Raw genomic sequence first — 20,974 nt, forward strand, 5'->3', positions numbered from 1 at the left:
GATCCGTGCCGTCGCGGCGCTCGAGGCGGGAACCCCCGGCCGGGGATCGATGTGAGCGGGGTCATGCCCGCTCGGGAGCGGTCGCCTCGGCTCAGTACGCCGAGTTGACGTTGTCCATCGAGCCGTAGCGATGCGCTGCGTAGTTGCAGGCGGCCACGATGTTGGCGACCGGATCCCAGATGTCCCAGGAGGTGCCGTCGACGTGGTAGGCCGCGAAGGTCGGGTCGATGACCTGCAGCAGACCCTTGGACGGGATGCCCATGGCGGCGTTGGAGTCGTACAGGTTGATGGCCTGGGTGTTACCCGAGGACTCCCGCATGATGTTGCGGTAGATGCCGTTGTAGCTGCCCGGGATGCCGTGCGCGGCCATGATGTCGAGAGCGTTGTGGATCCAGCCGTCCAGGTTGTCCGGGTAGACCGGCGCCGGCGGGGGCGGCGGCGGGAGCGCCGCGGGAGCCGGCGCGGGAGCCGGCATCGGGGCCGGGATGGCGGCGGCGGGAGCGGCCGGCGCCGGGGCGGCAGCGGCGATGGGCTCGGCGGCAGCGGTGGGCTGGGTCTTCTCGGCGGCGGCGACCAGCGTGGATGCCAACGCGGCCGGCTTCACATCGTCGGTCTTGTGGCCACCGGCGGAGGTGATGGCGGCGAAAGCGGCGAGGGCCAGGGTGGCTGATCCGGCGGTACGCGCGACCGCCTTGGCTCTACTGCTTGTCGTGGTCTTCGACATGTTCTTCCCTACTGTGTGTCGGCCTCGGTGGCCTGCGGCAGGCAGCACTGGACCAGGGCGGGCCCCTGTGGGACTCACCTCGCGTGCTGCATGCTTTTTTCGGATGACGATCCGGCTACTGACTCAGACTCGCGTCTGACAACCAACGAGGTCACAGGATGGTTGCGGTAGGTAAACGTAAACTGAACTAAAAATGAACAGACGGTGCGCCTACTCGCGTTTCGCATCGATTGCGACTTGCTATATAGCGCTGACCTGGGAATCCATGCCTCACGGGCACGTGCTGCGCATCACAGAAAAATAACGCGTGTCGTTGCGTTTGAGGGCGTTTTGTCCGCTTTTTCACGCCTTCGGCAACTGTTCGGTAACGATCGATAACGCTCGGTAACCCCCGCCGTGATGCAGTCGATAGTCAAGGTTTGCGAACCGATCGGTTGCCCTCGGAGGGGGTCTGCGGGCGGCGCGGCACGGCAAACGGCCGGCAGATCCGGCGCCGGCGCCCCGGGGCACGTGGAAACGCGATCACCCGGCTCGCGTGCGCGGCCGGGTGATCGTGGCGAACTGTGCTGTTGGGCGAACTCGGCAGTTGGCTGCCGAACGGGATCAGTGTGTGGGCAGACCCGCCCCGCTGAGGAAGCCGAGCAGATCATGGCGGGTGATGACGCCGATCGGCTTGCCGTCCTCGACGACCATCAGCGCGTCGGTGGATTCCAGCGCCTTGGTCGCCGCCGACACCGGCTCGCCGGACCCGATCAGCGGGAACGACGGGCTCATATGCTTCGACACCGGATCGGTCAGATGCGCCCGGCCCTCGAACACCGCCGACAGCAGATCGCGCTCGGTGACGCTGCCGGCCACCTCGCCGGCCATCACGGGCGGTTCGGCGCCGACCACCGGCATTTGCGAGACCCCGTATTCGCGCAGGATCTCGATCGCGTCGCGCAGCGTCTCCTGCGGATGGGTGTGCACCAGATCCGGCAGCGCGCCGGACTTGCCGCGTAGGACGTCGCCGACCGTCGGCTCGGTGGTGCTGCCGTCGAGCCGGGTTTGCAGGAAGCCGTAGGAGCTCATCCAGTTGTCGTTGAAGATTTTCGACAGGTAACCGCGGCCACCGTCGGGCAGCAGCACCACCACGACCGCGTCCGGATCGCGCTCGGCCACCCGCAGCGCCGCGACCACCGCCATACCGCAGGAACCGCCCACCAGCAGCCCCTCCTCGCGCGCGAGGCGGCGGGTCATCTCGAAGCTGTCGGCGTCGGAGACGGCGATGATCTCGTCGGGCACCGACGGGTCGTAGGCCGAGGGCCAGAAATCCTCACCGACGCCCTCGACCAGATACGGCCGGCCGGTGCCGCCGGAATAGACCGACCCCTCCGGATCGGCACCGATGACCTTGACCTTGCCGCCGGACACCTCTTTCAGATACCGGCCCGCACCGGTGATGGTGCCGCCGGTGCCCACACCGGCCACGAAATGGGTGACCGTGCCCTCGGTGTCGCGCCAGATCTCGGGACCGGTGGTCTCGTAGTGGCTGGCCGGGCCGCCCGGGTTGGAGTACTGGTCGGGCTTCCACGCACCCGGGATCTCACGGGTGAGGCGGTCCGAGACGCTGTAGTAGCTGTCCGGATGCTCCGGCGGCACCGCGGTCGGGCAGACGACCACCTCGGCGCCGTAGGCGCGCAACACGTTGCGCTTGTCCTCGCTGACCTTGTCCGGGCAGACGAAGACGCATTTGTAACCGCGCTGCTGGGCGACCAGGGCCAGCCCCACCCCGGTGTTGCCGGAGGTCGGCTCCACGATGGTCCCGCCCGGCTTCAGCAATCCCTGCTCCTCGGCGGCGTCGATCATCTTCACCGCGATGCGGTCCTTGGAGCTGCCGCCCGGGTTGAGATATTCGATCTTCGCGGCCACCACCCCGGAGTTCGGGCCCACCACAGAGTTCAACCGAACGAGCGGGGTATTTCCGATCAGGTCGACGACGTGGTTCGCGATACGCATAGCTACATCGTCGCAGAGCCGGGCGGACGACTTGCGTTTGGTACGGCGAGCGCTGCGTTTGATCGAGCGAGGCGATAGCGCTGCGGTTAGTATGCGGGGCGTGAGGATGCCGAAGACAGCTCGCGCCGCCGCCGTCGTGGCCGCGACCGTCGGGGCCGTGACCACCATCGCGTCCGCCTCGGCCAGCGCACAGACCGTCGAATTCCCCCAGACGCCGAGCGTGTTCTACGGCGGATTGTGCGGGGGGAATATCCGGACCTGGGTCGATACCAGTCCCGACTGGCCGGGGCGGGCGGTGTTCAACGTCCAGGCCCTGGCGATCCAGGGTGTGGGCCCGGGACAGTATCCGCTGGCCCCGCTGTGCAACGTCGACACCACGGTCGCGTGGCGCAACACCAACACCGGGGCGGCCGGCGAGTACCGGTTGAACGTCGTCTCCGGTATCTACGGCAGCATCCTGTACGCGGAGTTCCAGAACACCGGACCGGGTCATATCGAGGTCACGGTCACCACCAACAACCTCAGCATTCCCGCACACGGCGCATTCGACGTCTTCTGACCCGCACCGGCCCCGTCCCTGGTCGGCGCGTCGCACGCGCCGCATAATCGGTAGGACCGGACCGGGAGCGCCCCCTGCGGCCGCACCGGATTCACATCGTTGCGGGCGCCGAGCCCGCCGCGGGGTTGGTCGGTGGCAGCGCCGGATGTGAGACGGGAGGTTAGCGGGTGGCTTCCAGGACGTGGCGAACCGTCGCGGCGAGCGCGGCCGCCGGGGTGGCGGTCGGCTCGGGGGCGGGCACCGCGGGCTGGGCGACCTACCGCCTGCTGATGTCACAGGCCCGCGCGGCGCGCACCGTGATCGGCCGCGACACCTCCAAGCCTCCGGAGGCCGACGGGGTGTACACCCGCGAGTGCGCGGCCCCGCAACCGTGGCGCGCGGGCGTGCCGTTCGACCTGCATCTGATGATCTTCGGCGATTCGACCGCCGCCGGAGTGGGCTGCGCCGACGCCGAACAGGTACCCGGCGTTCTGGTGGCCCGCGGTCTGGCCGATGCCACCGGATGGCGAATTCGCTTGAGTACCAAGGCGATATCCGGCGCCACCTCGAAGGGGCTGTCCGGACAGGTCGACGCCATGTTCATCGCGGGCCCGCCGCCGGACGCCGCGGTGATCCTGGTCGGCGCCAACGACGTCACCAAGAAACATTCGATCTGGCGTTCGGCGCAGCGGCTGCGGCACGCGGTCGGACGCCTGCACGAGGCGGGAGCCGTCGTGGTGGTGGGCACCTGCCCGGATCTCGGCACCGTGGCCGCGATCCCGCAGCCGTTGAGCACGGTCGTGCACCGCTGGAGCGCGCGGCTGGCCCGAGCCCAGGTCGGTGCGGTCCGTTCGGCCGGTGGCACCCCCGTCGCGATGGGCGATCTGCTCGGCCACGACTTCCGCAGCACCCCGGAGGTGCTCTTCTCCGCCGACGGGTTCCATCCCTCGCCCGCCGGCTACGCGTTGGCGGCCCGGCATCTGCTCCCGGCACTGCTGCGCGAACTCGATGAACGGGATCAGTCCCGACCGGGTGTTCCGAGCCACACGGCGGCGACGTAGATTCGGGGTTGAATTGTCGTACCCCTGTACCGAAACGGTCGGCTGACCGATTCGGCGACCTCGATATAAGGAGTCCTCATGCCAGAGGCCGTCATCGTTTCGTTCGCCCGCTCCCCCATCGGCCGCGCAGGCAAGGGTTCGCTGGTGACCATGCGTCCCGACGACCTCGCCACCCAGATGGTCCGCGCCGCCCTGGACAAGGTTCCGGCGCTGAACCCCGCCGACATCGATGATCTGATGCTCGGCTGCGGACAGCCCGGCGGCGAGGCCGGATTCAACATGGCCAAGGTGGTCGCCACCCAGCTCGGCTACGACTTCCTGCCCGGCGTGACCCTGAACCGGTACTGCTCGTCGTCGCTGCAGACCACCCGGATGGCGCTGCACGCCATCAAGGCCGGTGAGGGCGATGTGTTCATCTCCGCCGGTGTCGAGACCGTGTCGCGGTTCCCGAAGGGCACCTCCGACGGCTGGCCGGACACCCACAACGAGAAGTTCGCCGAGGCCGAGGGCCGCACCGTCAAGCGCGCCGAGGGCGGCTCCGGCGGCTGGACCGACCCGCGCGAGGGTGGCGATCTGCCCGACATCTACATCGCAATGGGCCAGACCGCCGAGAACGTCGCCCAGTTCACCGGCATCTCCCGCGAGGACCAGGACCACTGGGGTGTGCGCTCGCAGAACCGCGCCGAGGAGGCCATCAAGGCCGGGTTCTTCGAGCGTGAGATCACCCCGGTGACGCTGCCCGACGGCACCGTCGTCTCCACCGACGACGGCCCGCGCCCCGGCACCACCTACGAGAAGATCTCGCAGCTCAAGCCGGTCTTCCGTCCCGACGGCACCGTCACCGCCGGTAACGCCTGCCCGCTCAACGACGGTGCGGCCGCGCTGGTCATCATGAGCGACACCAAGGCCAAGGAGCTGGGCCTGACCCCGCTGGCGCGCATCGTGTCCACCGGTGTGTCCGGTCTGTCGCCGGAGATCATGGGCCTGGGCCCGATCGAGGCCGTGCGCAAGGCGCTGAAGATCGCCGGCAAGACCATCGACGACATCGACCTCTACGAGATCAACGAGGCCTTCGCCGTGCAGGTGCTGGGCTCGGCTCGTGAGCTGAACATGGACCTGGACAAGCTGAACGTCTCCGGCGGCGCCATCGCCCTCGGCCACCCGTTCGGCATGACCGGCGCCCGCATCACCGCCACCCTGATCAACAACCTGCAGACCCACGACAAGCAGTTCGGTCTGGAGACCATGTGTGTCGGCGGCGGCCAGGGCATGGCCATGGTCATCGAGCGCCTGAGCTGATCTCCCCCGCCTCTCCGACAATTCAGCGGACGAGTGGGTGCCGCGAGATTTGCGTTGCGGGGCGGCGGTGAGTGCTGAGGTGGCCTCTGGGCGTGCCCGATGAGTTACCCATGTTCTCACGAAATCAGTCGGCCGGTCCGCACCGAAAGGTGGGGACCGGCCGATTCGCGTTCCGGCCCGGCGGCCCGGATTCGGCGCGCATTACCTGGCGGGTAATCGTTCTCCGGCCTCCGGCGCGGAAGTATCAATGGCGTCAACACGACTCGGTTCGAGGAGTTCGAGATGCCTGCCTACGCTGTGGCCCACCTGCACGATGTGGATGTCAACGCCGAGATCGTGGAGTATCTGCGCCGGATCGACGGGACGCTGGCGCCGTTCGGCGGGAAGTTCATCGTGCACGGCGGACGGCAGCTGGTCGCCGAAGGGCCCACGGATGCCGTCGCGATCGTCATCGAATTCCCGGATTACGAGGCGGCACAAGCCTGGTACGCCTCGCCGGAATATCTGGAGATCCTGCCGCTGCGACTGAACAATGCGGGCGGAGTCGCGATTCTGGCCGATCACTGCGGTGACGACCACGTCGCCACCGATGTGCTCCCGGCCGAACTGCTCGCCTGAATGTCGCCGCGGCGCACGGCCCGCGCGGAGACCTCCGACACCTCCGAAACGCGACGAGGTGGCTGCCGGTGTGGCAGCCACCTCGTCGGTGTTCGGACCCGCTGTCGGGCGCGGGATCAGTCGTTCTGCAGATAACTCAGCAGGCGCAGGATCTCCAGGTACAGCCAGACCAGGGTGACGGTCAGGCCCAGGGCGACGCCCCACGCGGCCTTCTCCGGCGCACCGGCGCGGATCAGCTGGTCGGCGGCGTCGAAGTCGAGCAGGAAGCTGAAGGCCGCGATCGCGATGCAGACCAGGCTGAAGATGATCGCCACGGTGCCGCCGTCGCGCAGGCCGAAGCCGCCGGGGGTGAAGAAGGCGGCGATCAGGTTGCCCAGCATGAGGACGATCACACCGATCATGGCGCCGACGAGCATGCGGGTGAAGCGCGGGGTGACCCGGATGGCTCCGGTCTTGTAGACCACGAGCATGCCGAAGAACACACCGAAGGTGCCCAGTACCGCCTGGGCGATCAGACCGCCGCCACCGACGCCACCGAATTCCACATTGGTGAACATGAACGACAGCGCGCCCAGGAAGAAGCCTTCGGCGGCCGCGTAGCTCAGCACGATGGCCTTGTTGTCCTGCTTGCGGCCGAAGGTGGCGACCATGACCAGCACGAAGCCGACCAGACCACCGACGATCACGAACAGCGGGGCCAGCGCGTGGTTGGCCGCGGTCGCACCGTAGGCGATGATCGCGGCGATGGTGACCACGCCGAGGGTGATGCCGGTCTTGGTGACGACATCGTCGATCGTCATCGGCCGGGTGGCCGGTGCCTGCTGATACGGCTGCTGGACACCGTACGGGCTCTGCTGTCCGTACTGCGCGAACTGCCCGGCGCCCGCTGCCGCCGAACCGAATCCCGCGTATCCACCGCCCTGTTGTTGCGGCAAATTTTTGAAGATCGGGTTACTTGTGGTGCGCAAGGTCCCGTGCCTTTCCGAAGTAGCGGTCCACGTCCGTCGTGTCCGTCTGAGTATCCAACGATCCGCTCCGGGAGCAAGTTCCCGAACCGGACATCAAATCGGACATATCAGACTGTACTGCCCGTAATCTACTCCCGCCGGGCGGTGTGCAGGCCACACACGGACCGAGTCACGGTGAATTTGCGATTACGCCCGACCACATCGGTCTTGCCGACCAAGCGGTCCATGACGCCGCGATAGTTGAGATGGCTGTTGTATACGGTCCAGAGCTCCCCGCCCGGGCGCAGTACCCGCCCGGTTTCGGAGAACATCTTGATCGCCGAGCCGGTGTGCACCGCGGCGCCGACGTGGAAAGGGGGGTTGCACAGCACCAGATCGGCGCTGTGGTCGCCCACCGCCGCCATCGCGTCGTCGCGGACCACGGTCACCCGGTCGCCGACGCCGTTCGCGGCGGCGGTGGCCCGGGCCGAGGCGACCGCGGCCGCGGACTGATCGGTTCCGACCACCGTGATGTGCGGGCGCGCCTTGGCCAGGGCTGTGGCGAGTATGCCGGTGCCACAACCGAGATCGATCGCCTCGTGGGCGTCGGGTTTCATCCGATCGAGGTGTTCGAGCAGGAATCGGGTGCCGATATCGAGCCGCGGCCCGGAGAAGGCCGCACCGTGCGCCACCACCTGCAGGGCGAGTTCGTCGAGCTGGTCACGCAGCGGAAACTGCGGCGCTCCCGGCGTTTTCGGCCCGGTCGCCGTGATCGTCCGCGACTTCTGCCGGCCCCGGCTGGCCTGCACACTCGAAAAGTATTCCGCCAGTACGTCGTTCATCGCCGGCGTCAGATACTTGTCGCGCCCGCCGGCGATCACGGTGACCTCCGGATCGGCGTATCGCGCGATCGTCTCGGCGATCTCGGCGAGCCCGGACAGCATGCGGGGTAACCGCAACAGCACGACGCCGACCCCCTCGAGCAGTTCCGGGCCGAGATCGTGCGAGGTGTAGCGGTCGGCCAGATCCATCGCACGGGCATTGTTGGCCAGCGCCTGTTCACCGGTCAGCAGATCCTGGTGGACGCGGATGTCGCGCACATCGTGAGCGGCCGCCGCGCCGAGAGTCAGTGCGCCGTAACAGTCGTCGATCACCGCGACCCGCCCCGGTCCGGCCGCCGCGAGCACATCCGCGGCCGTGTCGAGGATCAGTCGGTCCGCCGCGTCGACGGCGTAGAGGTTCACCGCTTCCACATCCGGATAGCGCCGCAATCGGCTCAGTATGTCGTCGACCTCCAGCATTCCTACAGTGTGCTAGACCGTTGCCGTGTCGTCACCACGACCCCTGGCGCCCGACGGCATACCATCGGCCCCATGCGTAACAGGCTGGCATTGACGATGGTCGCCGGGCTCGTACTGCTGGCGGGTTGCTCGGACGGCGACTCCACTCCGGCCACTCGAACGCCGATGCCGCCCGCGACCGGGGCGGTCACGGCGACCACGGAACCCGATCAGGCGCCGCCCTCGGGAACCTCACCGCAGCAGGCCGACCCGGCCACCGACACCCGGCTCACCGTGACCGATGTGCGCATCGGCCACCACGACGGTTACGACCGGGTGGTGTACCAGTTCGGCGGCACCGGCGGGGCGCCCGGATGGAATGTGCGATACACCGATCGCGCGGTGCAGAACGGCAGCGGCCGGGAACTGCAGATCGCCGGCACCTCCATCCTCGAGGTGCAGATCCTGGGCACCGCCTATCCCTGGGACAGCGGGGTGACGCCCTACAGCGGCCCGAACCCGGCCACCGATCCGAGCGCGCCGGGCATCGCCGGTGTCTACGGCGCCCAGGATTACGAAGGCACCACACAATCGTTCATCGGCGTGAACGCCGACCGGCCGCCGTTCTCGGTGACCGCGCTGGACCGGCCCGTGCGATTGGTCGTGGACATCGCGACCGGATGATCTTCGCCACCCATACCGCCCGGGGGTAACCGAGGGATGCGTAGAATGGGGCCGTGCTCGCCATGGGTCGCCTCCGTCACGCGCCCGGATTCGTCCGGGTGCTCGGCGTGCTGACCCTGCTGATCGGCGTCGCCGTCATGCACGCGGTGGTCTTCTCCACCGGGCACGCGATGGGCGCCGCCGTCGAGCCGCCGGTATCTTCGCCTGCTGCCGCGAATATGCTTGCCGCCCCGGGCATTTCGCCGATACCGCACGGCAGCCACTTCCCGGCGGTCACAGCGCCCGGAGGAGTCGCGGCGGCGGCCGCCCGAAGCGAGCAAGCCCCGGCCGCTGACCGATCGCAGGCCGCGCCGATGCGCACCCCCGCGGTAGCCGACGGTTCCGACTGTGACGGCTGCACCACCCACGCCGGTATGCATGCCTGCGTTTTCGTGCTGGTGACCCTTGCGCTGGCCCTCGGCCTGGCGGTGATCGCCTGGCTCGGCGCCGCTCGGATTCTCGGCGCCGGGCGCCTCGCGCGTTTCAGGCTGCGCCGCCGGACGCGACCACCGCCGTGGACCGTGCTCTCCCTGGCCGAATTGGCGATTCTGCGGATCTGACCGGCCCGCCGGATCGGCGTGCGAACGCGCGCGGATACCGGCACGACAGGTCCTCGCCCATCTCAATTCCCCAGGAGCACAATCATGTTCACTTCTCGTCTCCGCATGCTGCCGGCCGCCGCCCTCGCCGCGGCCGCCCTGATCGTCGCCGGTTGCAGCAGCGACAACTCCGGCGATTCGAACCCCTCGCCCTCTGCCACGCCGTCGCATTCGCCGATGGCCGACATGCCCGGGATGAATCACAACAACGCACCGTCCACCGCGACCCGCACCGACTACAACGACGCCGACGTCAGCTTCCTGACGATGATGTATCCGCATCACGCGCAGGCGGTGGAGATGGCGAAGCTGGTGCCCGGCCGGTCGCAGAATCAGGAATTGATCACCCTGGCCGCGAATGTGGAAAAGGCGCAGGCCCCAGAGATGGAGCAGTTCGCCGCGCTGCTGCACAGTTTCGGCAAGCCCGCTCCACAGGCGACCATGAACCATCCGATGAACGGCGTGATGACGTCCGAGCAGATGACCCAGCTGCGCGACGCCTCCGGCGCCGATTTCGACCGGATGTGGCTGCAGATGATGATCGCGCACCATCAGGGCGCGGTGGATATGGCGAATACCGAGATCGCCGACGGCACGAATGCCGACGCGAAGGCGCTGGCGCACAACATTCTCACCGCGCAGCAGGCCGAGATTCAGCAGATGCGCGGAATGCTCGGGCAGAACTGATCGCCCGCGGTCGCGCCGTTCGGCTCACCGGCCGTTCGGCTCGCGGGTGGACGATGGCTCGCGGACGAGCTCGGAAACCACACGCATGCGGGTGTGCCGGCTATCCGGCACACCCGCGTGGGTGGGGGGCGGTCAGCTGCCGATGACGGCGTTCATGATGGTGCCCGCACTGGTCGCGACGCCACCGCCGATCATCGCGCCGGCCACCATCTTCGGCGACTCCAGCCCGCCGCCGTTCCACTTCTCCCAGGCGAAGCGGCCGCCACCGTAGGTGATGGCGGTGACGCCGGACAGCAGGACGAACCAGGTGAAGTAGCGGACCAGCTTCAGCAGTTTGTCCGCGGCCGGCGGCGTTTCCGGCGTGGGGTTGCCTACCTGGGCCAGCACGGTGGTGTACATATCGTGTACGGCGAGAACCATGCTCACGTTCGTTGTCCTCTCGGATGCTGAGGTGATGCCGGTACTGAGGTGATGCCGGTTGGAGCGCAGAGCATGCAGTGACAACTCGTCAAACAGATCCAATTGAACCGCACCGGCCGCCTCGCCCGCAGCCGGACACACCGCATTCTCGAAAGCGGCCGCTACCTGCGGTTCCAGGTCAACTGACCGGTCCGCCGACGATCATGGGCGCGACCGGCCGCTCCGCGCGACCGAGGCGGGCCGGGAGCGGGCCGCACCGACCTCGACCCCCTCGGCCGCGTCGTCCGGAGCCGCACCCCGGATCGGACGCCCGGTCAGCAGCCGCACGCTCAACGCGGCCAGTCGCCGGTGCCCCGCGAGCGCGCGCCGGGTCCCCGCGACCGACCACACCGTGCGCGTCCCGGGAGTCGTCGGCCGTCCGGCGAACCGGTCGGCGAGCCAGTCGACCATCACCGGGATGGCCAGGAATTCCAGCGGCAGATGCGCGCTGAGCCGGTCGCGCAGATAGCCGATATCCGCCCCGGCCGCTTCGTAGCGCCGTACGAGGGCATCGACGTCGTCGACGGCGATCACCTCGTCGTAAACGCCCTGCACGATCAGCATGGGCATGCGCGGCGCCCGGCGGCCGGGGAGGATGTCGGCGAGAACCGTGCGCAGTGCCGCGGTATCCAGCAGACCGGGCAGTCCGCCCGCGGCGTAGCGCCCGACGTCGCGGCGGGCGAGCCGGGCCAGCAGCGGAAAGGTCGCCGACACTTCGGCTTCGGCCAGCATCGCCAGATAGCGAGGCTGCAGCGCCGCCCGCAGTGCGGTATCCAGATCCGGATAGCCGCGACGCAGCCCCGCCGTGAAGACCATCGCGAATCCGGCGAATACCGTGCCGTTCAGGCGCTCGAACGCCGCCCCGGGATCCCCGACCGGTGAGCCGGCCACGGCGCCGACGAATTTCAGTTCGGGCGCATGGGTTTCCGCGAGCTCGGCCGCCCAGGCGGTGGCGAGGCCGCCGCCGGAGTATCCCCACAGGGCGATCGGTGTACCCGAATTCAAGCCCAGCGGAACGAAATTCAGCGCCGCCCGGATACCGTCGAGCGCGCGGTGTCCCGGCTCCCGCGCCACCCCGAAGCGGCCCTCACTACCGCCGTGGTCGGGCACCGAGACCACCCACCCCCGGTCCAGCGCCGCCGCGATCAAGGGAAGTTCGAGCTGCGGAATCGCTCCGATCGCCCGGGCGCCACGCCGCAGCGCGTAGGACGGAAAGCACTGCGGTGCAACGGCATCGATCGCACAGTGGAAGGAGACCAGCGGCCGCCCGGGCGCACAGTCCCGGGGCAGCAGCACCGTGGTCACCGCCGCCTCGGCCGTCCCGTTCAGATCGCTGGTGCGATAGAGCAGCTGCCAGGCCGACATTCGCAGTGGCACGACACCGAAGGCCGCCAGCTCCACGACCCGGCTGCGCAGGATGGCGCCCGCCGGCTGCGCCTCGAAACCTTCCGGCGCCCGATGGAAGGGGTCGGCGTCCGGGCGCGGCGGCTGCGGCCGCCGGCCGCTCACAACCCACCCCCGCCGCCGGCCAGCCACGGGTTGAAGCTGCAGCTCAGTGTCGGATACCGCTGCGGATCGAGCGCGTGCAGCGCGATCGAGAGCGCCCGCGGGGAATACATCATCGTCAGGTGATCGGACAGATCCTGTTCGCAGCCGTCCTGCAGGGTGATGTCGTCGACCGTGGCATCCGGACCGGCACGCAGAAGTGCCAGTTCCACCGGATTCATCACCTCGTCGTAGCGGGAGGACACCACGGTGTACGCCACGCCGGGCACGGTGTCGCCGGCGAGGTTGAGTTGGTTCAGAAACGGCGAGCCGACGGCCTGCTGAATATTCGCGGGGCCGACCAGCGGACGGTAGAAGCCGAGGATATCGATACCCAGATTCGTGATGATCCGCCCCAGTGTGGCCATGCCCAGCAATGTCGTTCCGTGATGGGTGCCGCCGAAACTGACCAGCTGTCCGACCTTTTCGGCGCCGCCGTCGAATTTCAGATATTGATCGGCTACCGGCGCCCCCTGGGAATGCGCGACGATGTCGACGCGATCGGAATGTGTGGTAGCCCGAACCCGGTCGACGAAGGCTGCCAGTTGCCGAGCCGAATCCTCGATCGGCCCGACCGCATAACGTCCCGGAAGTACCGCACCGAGACCACCGCCGTCGAGAAGACCGGACCGTCCGTAATTGAAAGCGAAAATACAAAAGCCCGCCCGCGCGAGTTTCGGTGCCATATAAGCGAAACTGTCGTAGGCGTTGAGCCAGGTGCCGTGCACCAGCACGATCGGCTTCGGATGGTCGGCGCTCGGCACACAATCCCAGCGATTCGCGCCCGGCGGGGCGGCATCCGGATGCGTGAGCCCGTATCCGAATGCGGCCAGGTAGGAGGTCATTTCGGGGCCTTCCCCCACCGCGTCGCTCGCGTGGCTGCCGACTCGGCCGCCGGAACCGGAACTGCTGCCGGTGTCCAGGATCGGCTGCGGCACATCGCCGTCCGCGGCGGGATGCAGACCTGCGGCGATCAGATCGGCCAGCTGAGTTTCCGGGGCGTCCGGCGGCGCCGCGGTCGCGGTTCCGGAGCCGATGACGGCCACGTAGATCAGCGCGGCGAGCGCCGGGATTCGATGTCGAAGCTTCATTGCTACCTTCCCTGCCGGCACACCGGAAATCGTTTTCGGCGGCCCACATTCAGCCTCATCGGCAGCGGCGGGAAAGTCACTGCACTCGGATACACAGATCCGGTGGCGAGATTTGTCGCCGGAAACGAATTCCGGTCGCGGCGCCGCGACCTCTTGCCGCAATCCATGTGGCCCGCGACAATCGGCGCATGCCGGTTGCCGTGAATTCCGCGCCCTCGAGTCTCGCCGTGCGCATCCTCGAGCGCCTGCCGCAGTTCGCCGAACGCGTCCTGGCCTCCGGACTGGGTACCTCCGCATCGGCCGCCGATCTGCCCGCGGACCATTTCGTCGAGGTGCTTCCGGCCATCTACGGATGCGCGCACGCCTTCCTGCACGCCATCGCGCAGCAGCGGGAATTCACCCGTGACGAGGTCGCCGCCTTCGTGCAACCGGTGATCGAGCGGCATGCGGAGGATCGGCTGCCGCTGCCGCTGCTGATGGAGGCGGTCCACCGCTCCGCCCACCAGGTACTGCAGGAGGCGGTGGCGCTGAGTGAGCCCGCGGATGTCGACCAGCTGATCGAGTTCGGTTCGCGCACACTCGAATTGCTCATGCACATCAACCTGATCACGGTCGAGGGCTATGCGGCGGTCGAACACTCGATCTACCATCCGGAGCGGGAGGCCAAGCGCGCCCTGTGCGCGGCGCTGGTGGGCGGACAGCCCGCCGAGGAGCAGGCGGCGCGCGCCGATACCGCGCTGGCCGAACGGTATTCGGTGCTGGCCGTTCAGGTGCGCACCGATCCGCAACCCGCCGCGGCCGCGAATCTCGTTGTCCGCCGCCGCATCCGCATCCTGCAGCGCGTTCTGGATCGGGTGGCGGGGCCGACCGCGCTGCACACCTTCGACGGGGACACCGCGGTCGTGCTGTTCCCCGGCGTTCGCGAGTGGCCGGAGAGCGCCGGCGTGGAGTTGGCCACCGAACTCGCCGAACAGTTCGGCGCCGATGTCCTCGTCGCCGGAACCCCGTGCACCAGGCGTGAATCCGTGCCGGAAGCGGCGCATCAGGCCGCGGAGGTGGCCCAGCTGGCACGCATGTCCGGGCGGCCGACCGGGGTGTACCGACTCGACGATCTGCTGCTGGAGTATCAGCTCACGCGGCCCGGGGTGGCTCGTGACCGGCTGGCCGAACGGATCGAACCGCTGCGCCGGGCACCGCATCTCATGGAGACGCTCGACGCACATCTGCGGCACGGCTCCGATCGCAAGGCCGCCGCCGCCGAAATCCACATCCACCCCAACACTTTCAGCTATCGGCTGCGTCGCATCGGCGAACTCACCGGCGTCGACCCGAGCGATCCGAACGGATCGCGATTGCTGTCCGCGGCGCTGGTCGCCCATCGATTGCGTCCGGCGCCCGCCCGGCCGGTCACCTCCTGAGCAGTGAGAAGGTAGTACGACGATGAACGCCCGCCCCCGCCACGACGTCCGGGTGCTCTCCCGCCAACTGGTCGGGCATTTCGCCGAACATGTGGCACCGTGCTCCACACTGCCCGGCGACGCCCTGCACGGTGACATCACCGCGGTGACCCGGGTCTGCCTGGAACTGACCGTCGACATCCTCGAGGGCCGGGAGCCGGACGAGAAGGTCGGACGCCTGCAGCGCGCGGCCGCGAACTGGGCACGCGAGGGCATTCCGATCGATACCGTCCACCACGCGGTGCACGAGGGATTCCGGCTGGCCTTCGATCTGCTGCTCACCCAGACCGATCCGAAGCAGCGGCCCGAGAATCCGGCGCAGCTGCTGCTGCGGATTCTCGACACCATCACCCCCGCGGTCGCGCTCGCCTATGTGCGCGAACATCAGGCCGCGGTCACCGAACACCACACCGCGGTGCACACGCTGGTCTCGGCCCTGCTGGCCGGGCACCCCACCTCGACGATGGCCCGGGCGAGCGGGATCGAGATCGAACCCGCGTATGTCGTGGTGGCGATGAGCATCCCGCCGCACCCCGACGAATCCCATCCCAACGTGGACGGGAAAGTGGTGGCGCGCCGCAAACTGCGCCGGTTGCAGACCGCACTGGCCACTCGCAGCGGCGGGCGGGTGCTGTCGTTGCTCAGCGTGGACGGCGGCACGATCCTGGTCCCGGAGGCGATGTTCGGCGAGGACGAACTCGACGAGCTGGTCGCCGAACTGTCCGAGGCGGCGCAGGTCGGGCTCACCGCCACCGCGCTCGCGACGCCCACCGAGGAGATCTCCGCGGCCGCCGACCGCGTGCACGAACTACTCGACACCGTGCTGCGGCTGGCCAGCCCGCCCGGGCTGTACCGCTTCGCGGATCTGGCGATGGAATATCAATTGACCCGTCCCGGACCGGGTTTGGAGCGGCTGGGGACACTGCTGGATCCCCTCGACGACCACCCGGATCTGCTCGAGACCCTGCGGCGGCACATGGCCACGGGCCTGTCCCGCCGCCGCACCGCGAGGCAGTTGCAGGTGCACACCAATACCGTCGACTATCGGCTCAAACGGATCGGTCAGCTCACCGGACTGGATCCCTCGCAGCCGAGCGGCCTCTGGTATCTGCGCGCCGCACTGGTCGCGCGCACGTATCGGGACGCCGAGGGACCGCCCGTGGCGGACCTCGCGGATCATTCGCCGGACGGTATGGGCAAAACGTTTGCTAGGAGGTAGCCTGTCTCGCGATGGCTACCACTGCGCAATTGCGGGCCGCGCTGGCGGTGCTCCGCGCCGATACCGACGAAGCCGCCGAGCAAGCCCGTATTTCGGAAATGTCCGGAACCGATTCGGCAGCGGTCGAACACGCCCTGCTCGCCGGTTTGCTGTACCGGATGATGGGCGATGATCTACGCCACTCCCTGACCGGCGCTCCCGATCTCACCGCACTCGAGGAACGAGCCCGCGCCGCCGGGCCGGGTACCGCGACCTACGCCACCGACGATCGGGGACAACGCGAGGAGCATTGCGCCCAGGCGCATTTCGAGGCGTACTGGCTCGCCCATCGGATCGCGGGACTGCACTTCACCACCGTGCCGTCGGCGCCCGCGCTGCAGGCGGCCGCGCATACCGCCGAGGCCACCCGCACGCTGCTGCGTATCCATCGCGATCTGCTGGACGCGCCGGATGCCGGGCACCCCGCCTGGGAGGTGGTGATCGACCAGCTCGATCGAGCCCGCGCCCTGGCCTTCGCGGCGTATGCGGGTGCCCAGCCTCCGGATGACCAGCCTTCGGAAACTCAGCCTTCGGAAACTCGGCCCTCGGTAGCTCGGCCCTCGGACGCCGGCGCGGGAATGTCGGAGATCGGTGTCGAGCGCAGCACCGAATGTCGCACACCGTAGGTGAAATAGACGACCAACCCGATCACCATCCAGATCACGAATCGCAGCCAGGTCTCCACCGACAGATTCAACATCAGCCACAGGCACGCGAGCACGCCGAGAATCGGAATCACAGGCACCAGCGGCACCCGGAATCCGCGCGGCAGATCGGGGCGGGTGCGGCGCAGGATGATCACACCGACCGACACCAGCACGAATGCGAACAGCGTGCCGATGTTCACCATCTCCTCGAGCGTGCCGAACTGCACGAATCCGGCCAGCACGGCACAGACCGTGCCGACGCCGATGGTGAGCGCAGCCGGAGTACCGAAGCGCCCGGTCCGGGCCAGGCGACGCGGGAGCAGGCCATCGCGCGACATCGCGAACAACACGCGGGTTTGGCCCAGATACAGCACCATCACCACGGTGGTCAGACCGGCCAGCGCGCCGACGGAGATGATGTTCTTGGCCCAGGTGACCCCGTGCAGTTTGAACGCGGTGGCGAGGGTGGCGTCGTTGCCGGCGAGCTCGGTGTAGGGCACCATGCCGGTCAGCACCAGCGTCACGGCCACATACAGGATGGTGCAGATCAACAGCGAGCCAAGGATTCCGCGCGGCACATTGCGCTGTGGATTCTTCGTCTCCTCCGCGGTGGTGGCCACGACATCGAATCCGATGAACGCGAAGAACACCAGGCTGGCCGCGGCCAGCAGTCCGTACCATCCGAAGTTGCTGTCACCGGCGCCGGTCAGCCATTGGAACAGCGTCTGGTGCAGGCCCTCCCCGGTACTGCTGGGCTGAGACGGCGGAATGTAGGGCTTCAGATTCGACGTCTTGAAATAGGCCAGCCCCACCACGATCACCACAGCGATCACCGACAGTTTGATCGCGACCGCGATCGCAGACACCCGCGACGACACCTTGGTGCCGATCACGAGCAGCACCATCAGGATGACGATCAACAGGGCCGCGCCCCAATCGAATTCGACCGACCCGAAATGCACGATCGGCGAGCGCGAGCCCATCACCTCGCCCAGATACTGCGACCATCCCTTGGCGACAACCGATGCGGCGAGGGCGAATTCGAGGATCAGGTCCCAGCCGATGATCCACGCCGCCAGCTCGCCGAAGGTCGCGTACGAGAAAGTGTAGGCACTGCCGGCGACGGGGACGGTGGAGGCGAATTCGGCGTAGCACAGGGCGGTGAGTCCGCAGGCGACGGCGGCGAAGACGAAGGCCAGCGAGACCGACGGCCCCGCCACATTGCCGGCCGTGCGCGCGGTCAGCGTGAAGATGCCCGCGCCGACCACCACGGCGACACCGAAGACGGTCAGATCCCAGGCGGTCAGATCCTTGCGGAGTTTGGAATCGGGCTCATCGGTATCCCGGATCGATTGTTCGACCGATTTGGTTCGCAGCAGACCGCCCCACCGGGGGTTCGGCACCGATCCGGCCGTGTTCTGCGTTGGCGTCGGCTCAGCCACACCCGTCTCCTCCGTTGTCACCGATCCCCCGTGACCCGCAGACAGCAACCTAACAGCACTCGGCAGTCAGTCGTCGCAACATGGTCGTGAAGGCCTTGCCCTCGGCCGATGCGGCCCAAACCGAGCGACCGAGAAAGTAGTTACGGTAAGCGATCCGGGCATTGCGCACCTGCCGACGAGGCGGAATCGTGAGAAAGTAATCGATTTCGGACAATTCGTAGGCGATGTGCACGAGCGGGAAGAGGTCGGGCAGAACCTCGCGCTCCACCCGATGCAGCGGCCTGATCTCGCAGTAACCCCGCAGGAACGCGGCCAGTTGCCCGGCCTGCACCCGGGCCGGGCCGCCCGCGGCGATCGAGAGCCAGTCGACAGCGAAACGTTCGACCGCGGTGGCGAGATCGAAGACGGCCACGGTCCGGTTCGCCAGGCCGAAATCCAGGACGGCGGTGACCCCGCCGTCCGACCAGAGCAGATTCGTGCCGTGCCAATCGTTGTGCGTCCACAGCGGGGGCAAGGTCGCGACCGCGGCGGCGAGTTCGGATGCGGGAGCCTCCGTCGCGCCCGGTAAATCCATCGGCCGTCCGGCCTGCGACCGCACCGCGTCCGAGTATCGCTCGGCGGCCAGGAATCGGCCGACCTCCGGCCGGGCGGCGACGTAGCGGTCGACGGCCGTGGCCGGATCGGTGCACAGCCCGGCCAGCAACGGATGCGGCGGGCGCTCCGGTGCCTCGAACCCCACCGCGGCGAGGTGCAGGCGCGCGAGCATCGCTCCGGCCGCGGCCGCATCGGCAGCCGAGTGATAGGGGCTCCACGAGAAATCGTCGCGGTACCGGTCCTCGCCTGCCCCGAGTTCCTGGATTTCGTAGGTGAACTCGCCGCGCTCCGTCGCCCGCACCCGAGGAATCGGAATGCCTTGTGCTCGAAGATGAGTCATGAAGTCGTGTTCGGGGGCGAGGGTCCCGGGAGCGCGCAGCGCCGAAGGCATCCGCTTCACCACGACTCGTGTTCCGTCGCCCAGCCGCACCCGGGCCGTGGAGGACAACGGCCGCCGGCTGCGCCATTCGATCACGGGTGTCGCACCCGCTTCCGCGAACAGATCTCCCAGCTCGCCGGGAGTCAGCGGGGAGAACGCCGGTGCGGCCGACCCACTTTCGCCCATCGCGAAGACCTGATCGCCCGTCTCCGCGGACTCGTCTCCCGCCCGGCTCAGGACGTCCGCTCCGGCTCGGACGGGGCAGGCAGCCGTTCGAGACGGGCCAGCACACCGGTGCAGGCGGCCGCGGCCAGGAACGAGTACAGCGAGGCGGAGGACCACCAGCCGGGATGCACACCGACGAGGTCCTGTGCCCGCAGCCAGATCCGCGCCCACCAATCCACCGATCCCGGATTGAGCACCTGATACACGACGAAGCCCAGCAGCCACGGCACCAGCAGGAGCGGACGGGCGGGAGCGTTCTCGGACAGATCCCACCCACGACGGCCGCGACCGAGAAAGAAGTCGACCACCAGCACCGCGCACAGCGGGACGAACACCGATCCGATCAGCAGCAGGAAATTCGAGAAACCGGTGAAGTCGTGCACCCCCAGCGCCAGCACGGTCGCGAGCGCACCCACCGCCGCGGCCAGGAAGCGCCGATCCACGCGCGGCATCAGATTCTGCAGCGACATCGCGGTGGAATACACATTGGCGAACGACTGATCCGATTCCCGCAGCACGAGCACCGCGAAGAACAGCCATCCGGCCGCGACGCCGAGGAAGGTGTCGAAGATCCGGTCCGGATCACCGCCGGCCTGCAGCAGCGCGACGATGCCGAGCAGATAGCACCAGGTCTGCGCGATCGAATAGCCGGCCATCGTGGCCCCGGTGGCGGCGCGAGCGCCGCGGGCGTGGCGGGTGTAGTCGGCGGCCAGCGGGACGAACGACACCGCCACCGCCAGCGCGGTATCGACGCCGGGGAAGAATCCGCTCCACGACGTGCCGGTCACCGGCGGCAGCGGTTGGCGCATGAACTGAATCGTGAACCAGCCCATGGCCACCGCCACCGCGACCGTCACGTACTTGCGCAGAATGCGCAGCACGTTCAGCGGCCAGATCGCCATCGCCGTACACAACGCACCGGCCCCGACGATCACCGCGCCGTGCGGCAGATTCCCATGGGTGAGCGCCGCGACCCCGCCCGCGATCACGGTCAGCTCGAACACACCCCACCCGATGCACTGCACGATGTTGGCCACGGTCGGCACATACGACAGCCTGGTGCCGAACAGTCCGCGGAAGTTCGCCATCGCCGGCGCGCCGGTGCGCGCGCCCACCGCGCCGGCGGCCGCCACCATCGCGGTGCCCAGCACGGTCCCCACCGCGGTGGCGAGGACGGCCGCCGTGACCGGCAGCTGGGGATGGCCGGCCGGTTGCAGCACGTAGAAGGCTCCGGTGAAGCCGATCAGGCTCACGCCCAGGTTGGCCCAGAACGCGGCCTGATCACCGAACGACAGGGTGCGCGGCGGAGCGTTCGTCAGCAGCAGCGGGGCCTCGGCCGAGCGGTCTCCCGGCTGCTCGGGCAGAGTCGTCATAGCGAATTCATGCTATCGGGTGCCGCCGGT

General features: G+C 68.3%; 20 protein-coding genes. 10 read left to right on the top strand and 10 right to left on the bottom strand.

Translation table 11 applies throughout. The features are described from left to right. Window positions 1-91: 91 nt before the first annotated feature. On the bottom strand, window positions 92-724 hold the full coding sequence (locus IG65_RS0129230; protein WP_030518170.1) for a transglycosylase SLT domain-containing protein: 633 nt from the start codon (window positions 722-724) through the stop codon (window positions 92-94). Between the two features lie 603 nt (window positions 725-1,327). Continuing rightward, window positions 1,328-2,722, bottom strand: a complete 1,395-nt coding sequence (locus IG65_RS0129235; RefSeq protein WP_030518171.1) for a cystathionine beta-synthase — start codon at window positions 2,720-2,722, stop codon at window positions 1,328-1,330. A 106-nt stretch (window positions 2,723-2,828) separates the two neighbouring features. On the opposite strand from IG65_RS0129235, the gene IG65_RS0129240 reads away from it, so the two are divergent. The 4 genes from IG65_RS0129240 (at window position 2,829) to IG65_RS0129255 (ending at window position 6,238) form a co-directional block, all read left to right on the top strand. Then, entirely contained in the window at window positions 2,829-3,281 is a 453-nt protein-coding gene (locus IG65_RS0129240) for a hypothetical protein (RefSeq protein ID WP_231509507.1), read from the top strand. Between the two features lie 167 nt (window positions 3,282-3,448). Beyond that, the gene (locus IG65_RS0129245) at window positions 3,449-4,321 is read left to right on the top strand and encodes an SGNH/GDSL hydrolase family protein (protein WP_036526044.1); all 873 of its coding nucleotides are present in this window, start codon (window positions 3,449-3,451) and stop codon (window positions 4,319-4,321) included. A 78-nt stretch (window positions 4,322-4,399) separates the two neighbouring features. Beyond that, window positions 4,400-5,620, top strand: a complete 1,221-nt coding sequence (locus IG65_RS0129250; RefSeq protein WP_030518174.1) for an acetyl-CoA C-acetyltransferase — start codon at window positions 4,400-4,402, stop codon at window positions 5,618-5,620. Between the two features lie 282 nt (window positions 5,621-5,902). Further along, entirely contained in the window at window positions 5,903-6,238 is a 336-nt protein-coding gene (locus IG65_RS0129255; RefSeq protein WP_030518175.1) for a DUF1330 domain-containing protein, read from the top strand. A 116-nt stretch (window positions 6,239-6,354) separates the two neighbouring features. Here the strand turns inward: IG65_RS0129255 and IG65_RS0129260 are convergent, their stop codons facing one another. Together IG65_RS0129260 and IG65_RS0129265 are read right to left on the bottom strand one after the other, a co-directional pair. Further along, on the bottom strand, window positions 6,355-7,206 hold the full coding sequence (locus IG65_RS0129260) for a Bax inhibitor-1/YccA family protein (protein ID WP_030518176.1): 852 nt from the start codon (window positions 7,204-7,206) through the stop codon (window positions 6,355-6,357). A gap of 128 nt (window positions 7,207-7,334) precedes the next feature. Continuing rightward, entirely contained in the window at window positions 7,335-8,486 is a 1,152-nt protein-coding gene (locus tag IG65_RS0129265) for a class I SAM-dependent methyltransferase (RefSeq protein ID WP_030518177.1), read from the bottom strand. 72 nt (window positions 8,487-8,558) lie between these two features. Between IG65_RS0129265 and IG65_RS0129270 the strand changes: the two genes are divergently transcribed. From IG65_RS0129270 to IG65_RS0129280, 3 genes are all read left to right on the top strand, one after another. Then, window positions 8,559-9,149, top strand: a complete 591-nt coding sequence (locus IG65_RS0129270) for a hypothetical protein (RefSeq protein WP_030518178.1) — start codon at window positions 8,559-8,561, stop codon at window positions 9,147-9,149. Window positions 9,150-9,202: 53 nt separating this feature from the next. Beyond that, window positions 9,203-9,748 carry a DUF6153 family protein gene (locus IG65_RS36245; protein WP_156055834.1) on the top strand — a complete coding sequence of 182 codons (546 nt, stop codon included), beginning with the start codon at window positions 9,203-9,205 and terminating at the stop codon, window positions 9,746-9,748. An 84-nt stretch (window positions 9,749-9,832) separates the two neighbouring features. Continuing rightward, window positions 9,833-10,474: a DUF305 domain-containing protein gene (locus IG65_RS0129280; RefSeq protein ID WP_030518180.1), complete on the top strand. Its 642-nt coding sequence runs from the start codon at window positions 9,833-9,835 to the stop codon at window positions 10,472-10,474. Window positions 10,475-10,606: 132 nt separating this feature from the next. Here IG65_RS0129280 and IG65_RS0129285 read toward each other — a convergent pair whose 3' ends face one another. The 3 genes from IG65_RS0129285 to IG65_RS38095 form a co-directional block, all read right to left on the bottom strand. Then, window positions 10,607-10,894 (bottom strand): hypothetical protein, encoded by a 288-nt coding sequence (locus tag IG65_RS0129285; protein WP_030518181.1) that lies wholly within the window; start codon window positions 10,892-10,894, stop codon window positions 10,607-10,609. A 201-nt stretch (window positions 10,895-11,095) separates the two neighbouring features. Continuing rightward, on the bottom strand, window positions 11,096-12,442 hold the full coding sequence (locus IG65_RS38090; protein ID WP_063833811.1) for a lipase family protein: 1,347 nt from the start codon (window positions 12,440-12,442) through the stop codon (window positions 11,096-11,098). After that, window positions 12,439-13,569, bottom strand: a complete 1,131-nt coding sequence (locus IG65_RS38095) for a triacylglycerol lipase (RefSeq protein WP_030518183.1) — start codon at window positions 13,567-13,569, stop codon at window positions 12,439-12,441. Before IG65_RS38095 ends, IG65_RS38090 begins: the two co-directional genes overlap by 4 nt. Before the next feature lie 188 nt (window positions 13,570-13,757). Between IG65_RS38095 and IG65_RS0129300 the strand changes: the two genes are divergently transcribed. From IG65_RS0129300 to IG65_RS35270, 3 genes are read left to right on the top strand one after another with little or no spacing between them, the layout of a single operon-like run. Further along, window positions 13,758-14,987 (top strand): CdaR family transcriptional regulator, encoded by a 1,230-nt coding sequence (locus IG65_RS0129300; RefSeq protein ID WP_030518184.1) that lies wholly within the window; start codon window positions 13,758-13,760, stop codon window positions 14,985-14,987. Window positions 14,988-15,009: 22 nt separating this feature from the next. After that, window positions 15,010-16,245, top strand: coding sequence for a CdaR family transcriptional regulator (locus tag IG65_RS0129305; protein WP_051757158.1), 1,236 nt, complete (start codon window positions 15,010-15,012; stop codon window positions 16,243-16,245). Between the two features lie 11 nt (window positions 16,246-16,256). Then, window positions 16,257-16,910, top strand: coding sequence for a hypothetical protein (locus IG65_RS35270; protein WP_036526047.1), 654 nt, complete (start codon window positions 16,257-16,259; stop codon window positions 16,908-16,910). Here the strand turns inward: IG65_RS35270 and IG65_RS0129315 are convergent. From IG65_RS0129315 to IG65_RS0129325, 3 genes are all read right to left on the bottom strand, one after another. Then, window positions 16,808-18,334, bottom strand: coding sequence for an amino acid permease (locus IG65_RS0129315; RefSeq protein WP_051757186.1), 1,527 nt, complete (start codon window positions 18,332-18,334; stop codon window positions 16,808-16,810). The genes IG65_RS35270 and IG65_RS0129315 overlap by 103 nt on opposite strands. An 88-nt stretch (window positions 18,335-18,422) precedes the next feature. Further along, entirely contained in the window at window positions 18,423-19,532 is a 1,110-nt protein-coding gene (locus tag IG65_RS0129320; protein ID WP_036526049.1) for a phosphotransferase enzyme family protein, read from the bottom strand. A 47-nt stretch (window positions 19,533-19,579) separates the two neighbouring features. Then, window positions 19,580-20,944 carry a cytosine permease gene (locus IG65_RS0129325; RefSeq protein ID WP_051757159.1) on the bottom strand — a complete coding sequence of 455 codons (1,365 nt, stop codon included), beginning with the start codon at window positions 20,942-20,944 and terminating at the stop codon, window positions 19,580-19,582. Window positions 20,945-20,974: the final 30 nt, after the last annotated feature.

The organism is Nocardia sp. NRRL WC-3656, assembly GCF_000720265.1.
Classification (GTDB): domain Bacteria; phylum Actinomycetota; class Actinomycetes; order Mycobacteriales; family Mycobacteriaceae; genus Nocardia; species Nocardia nova.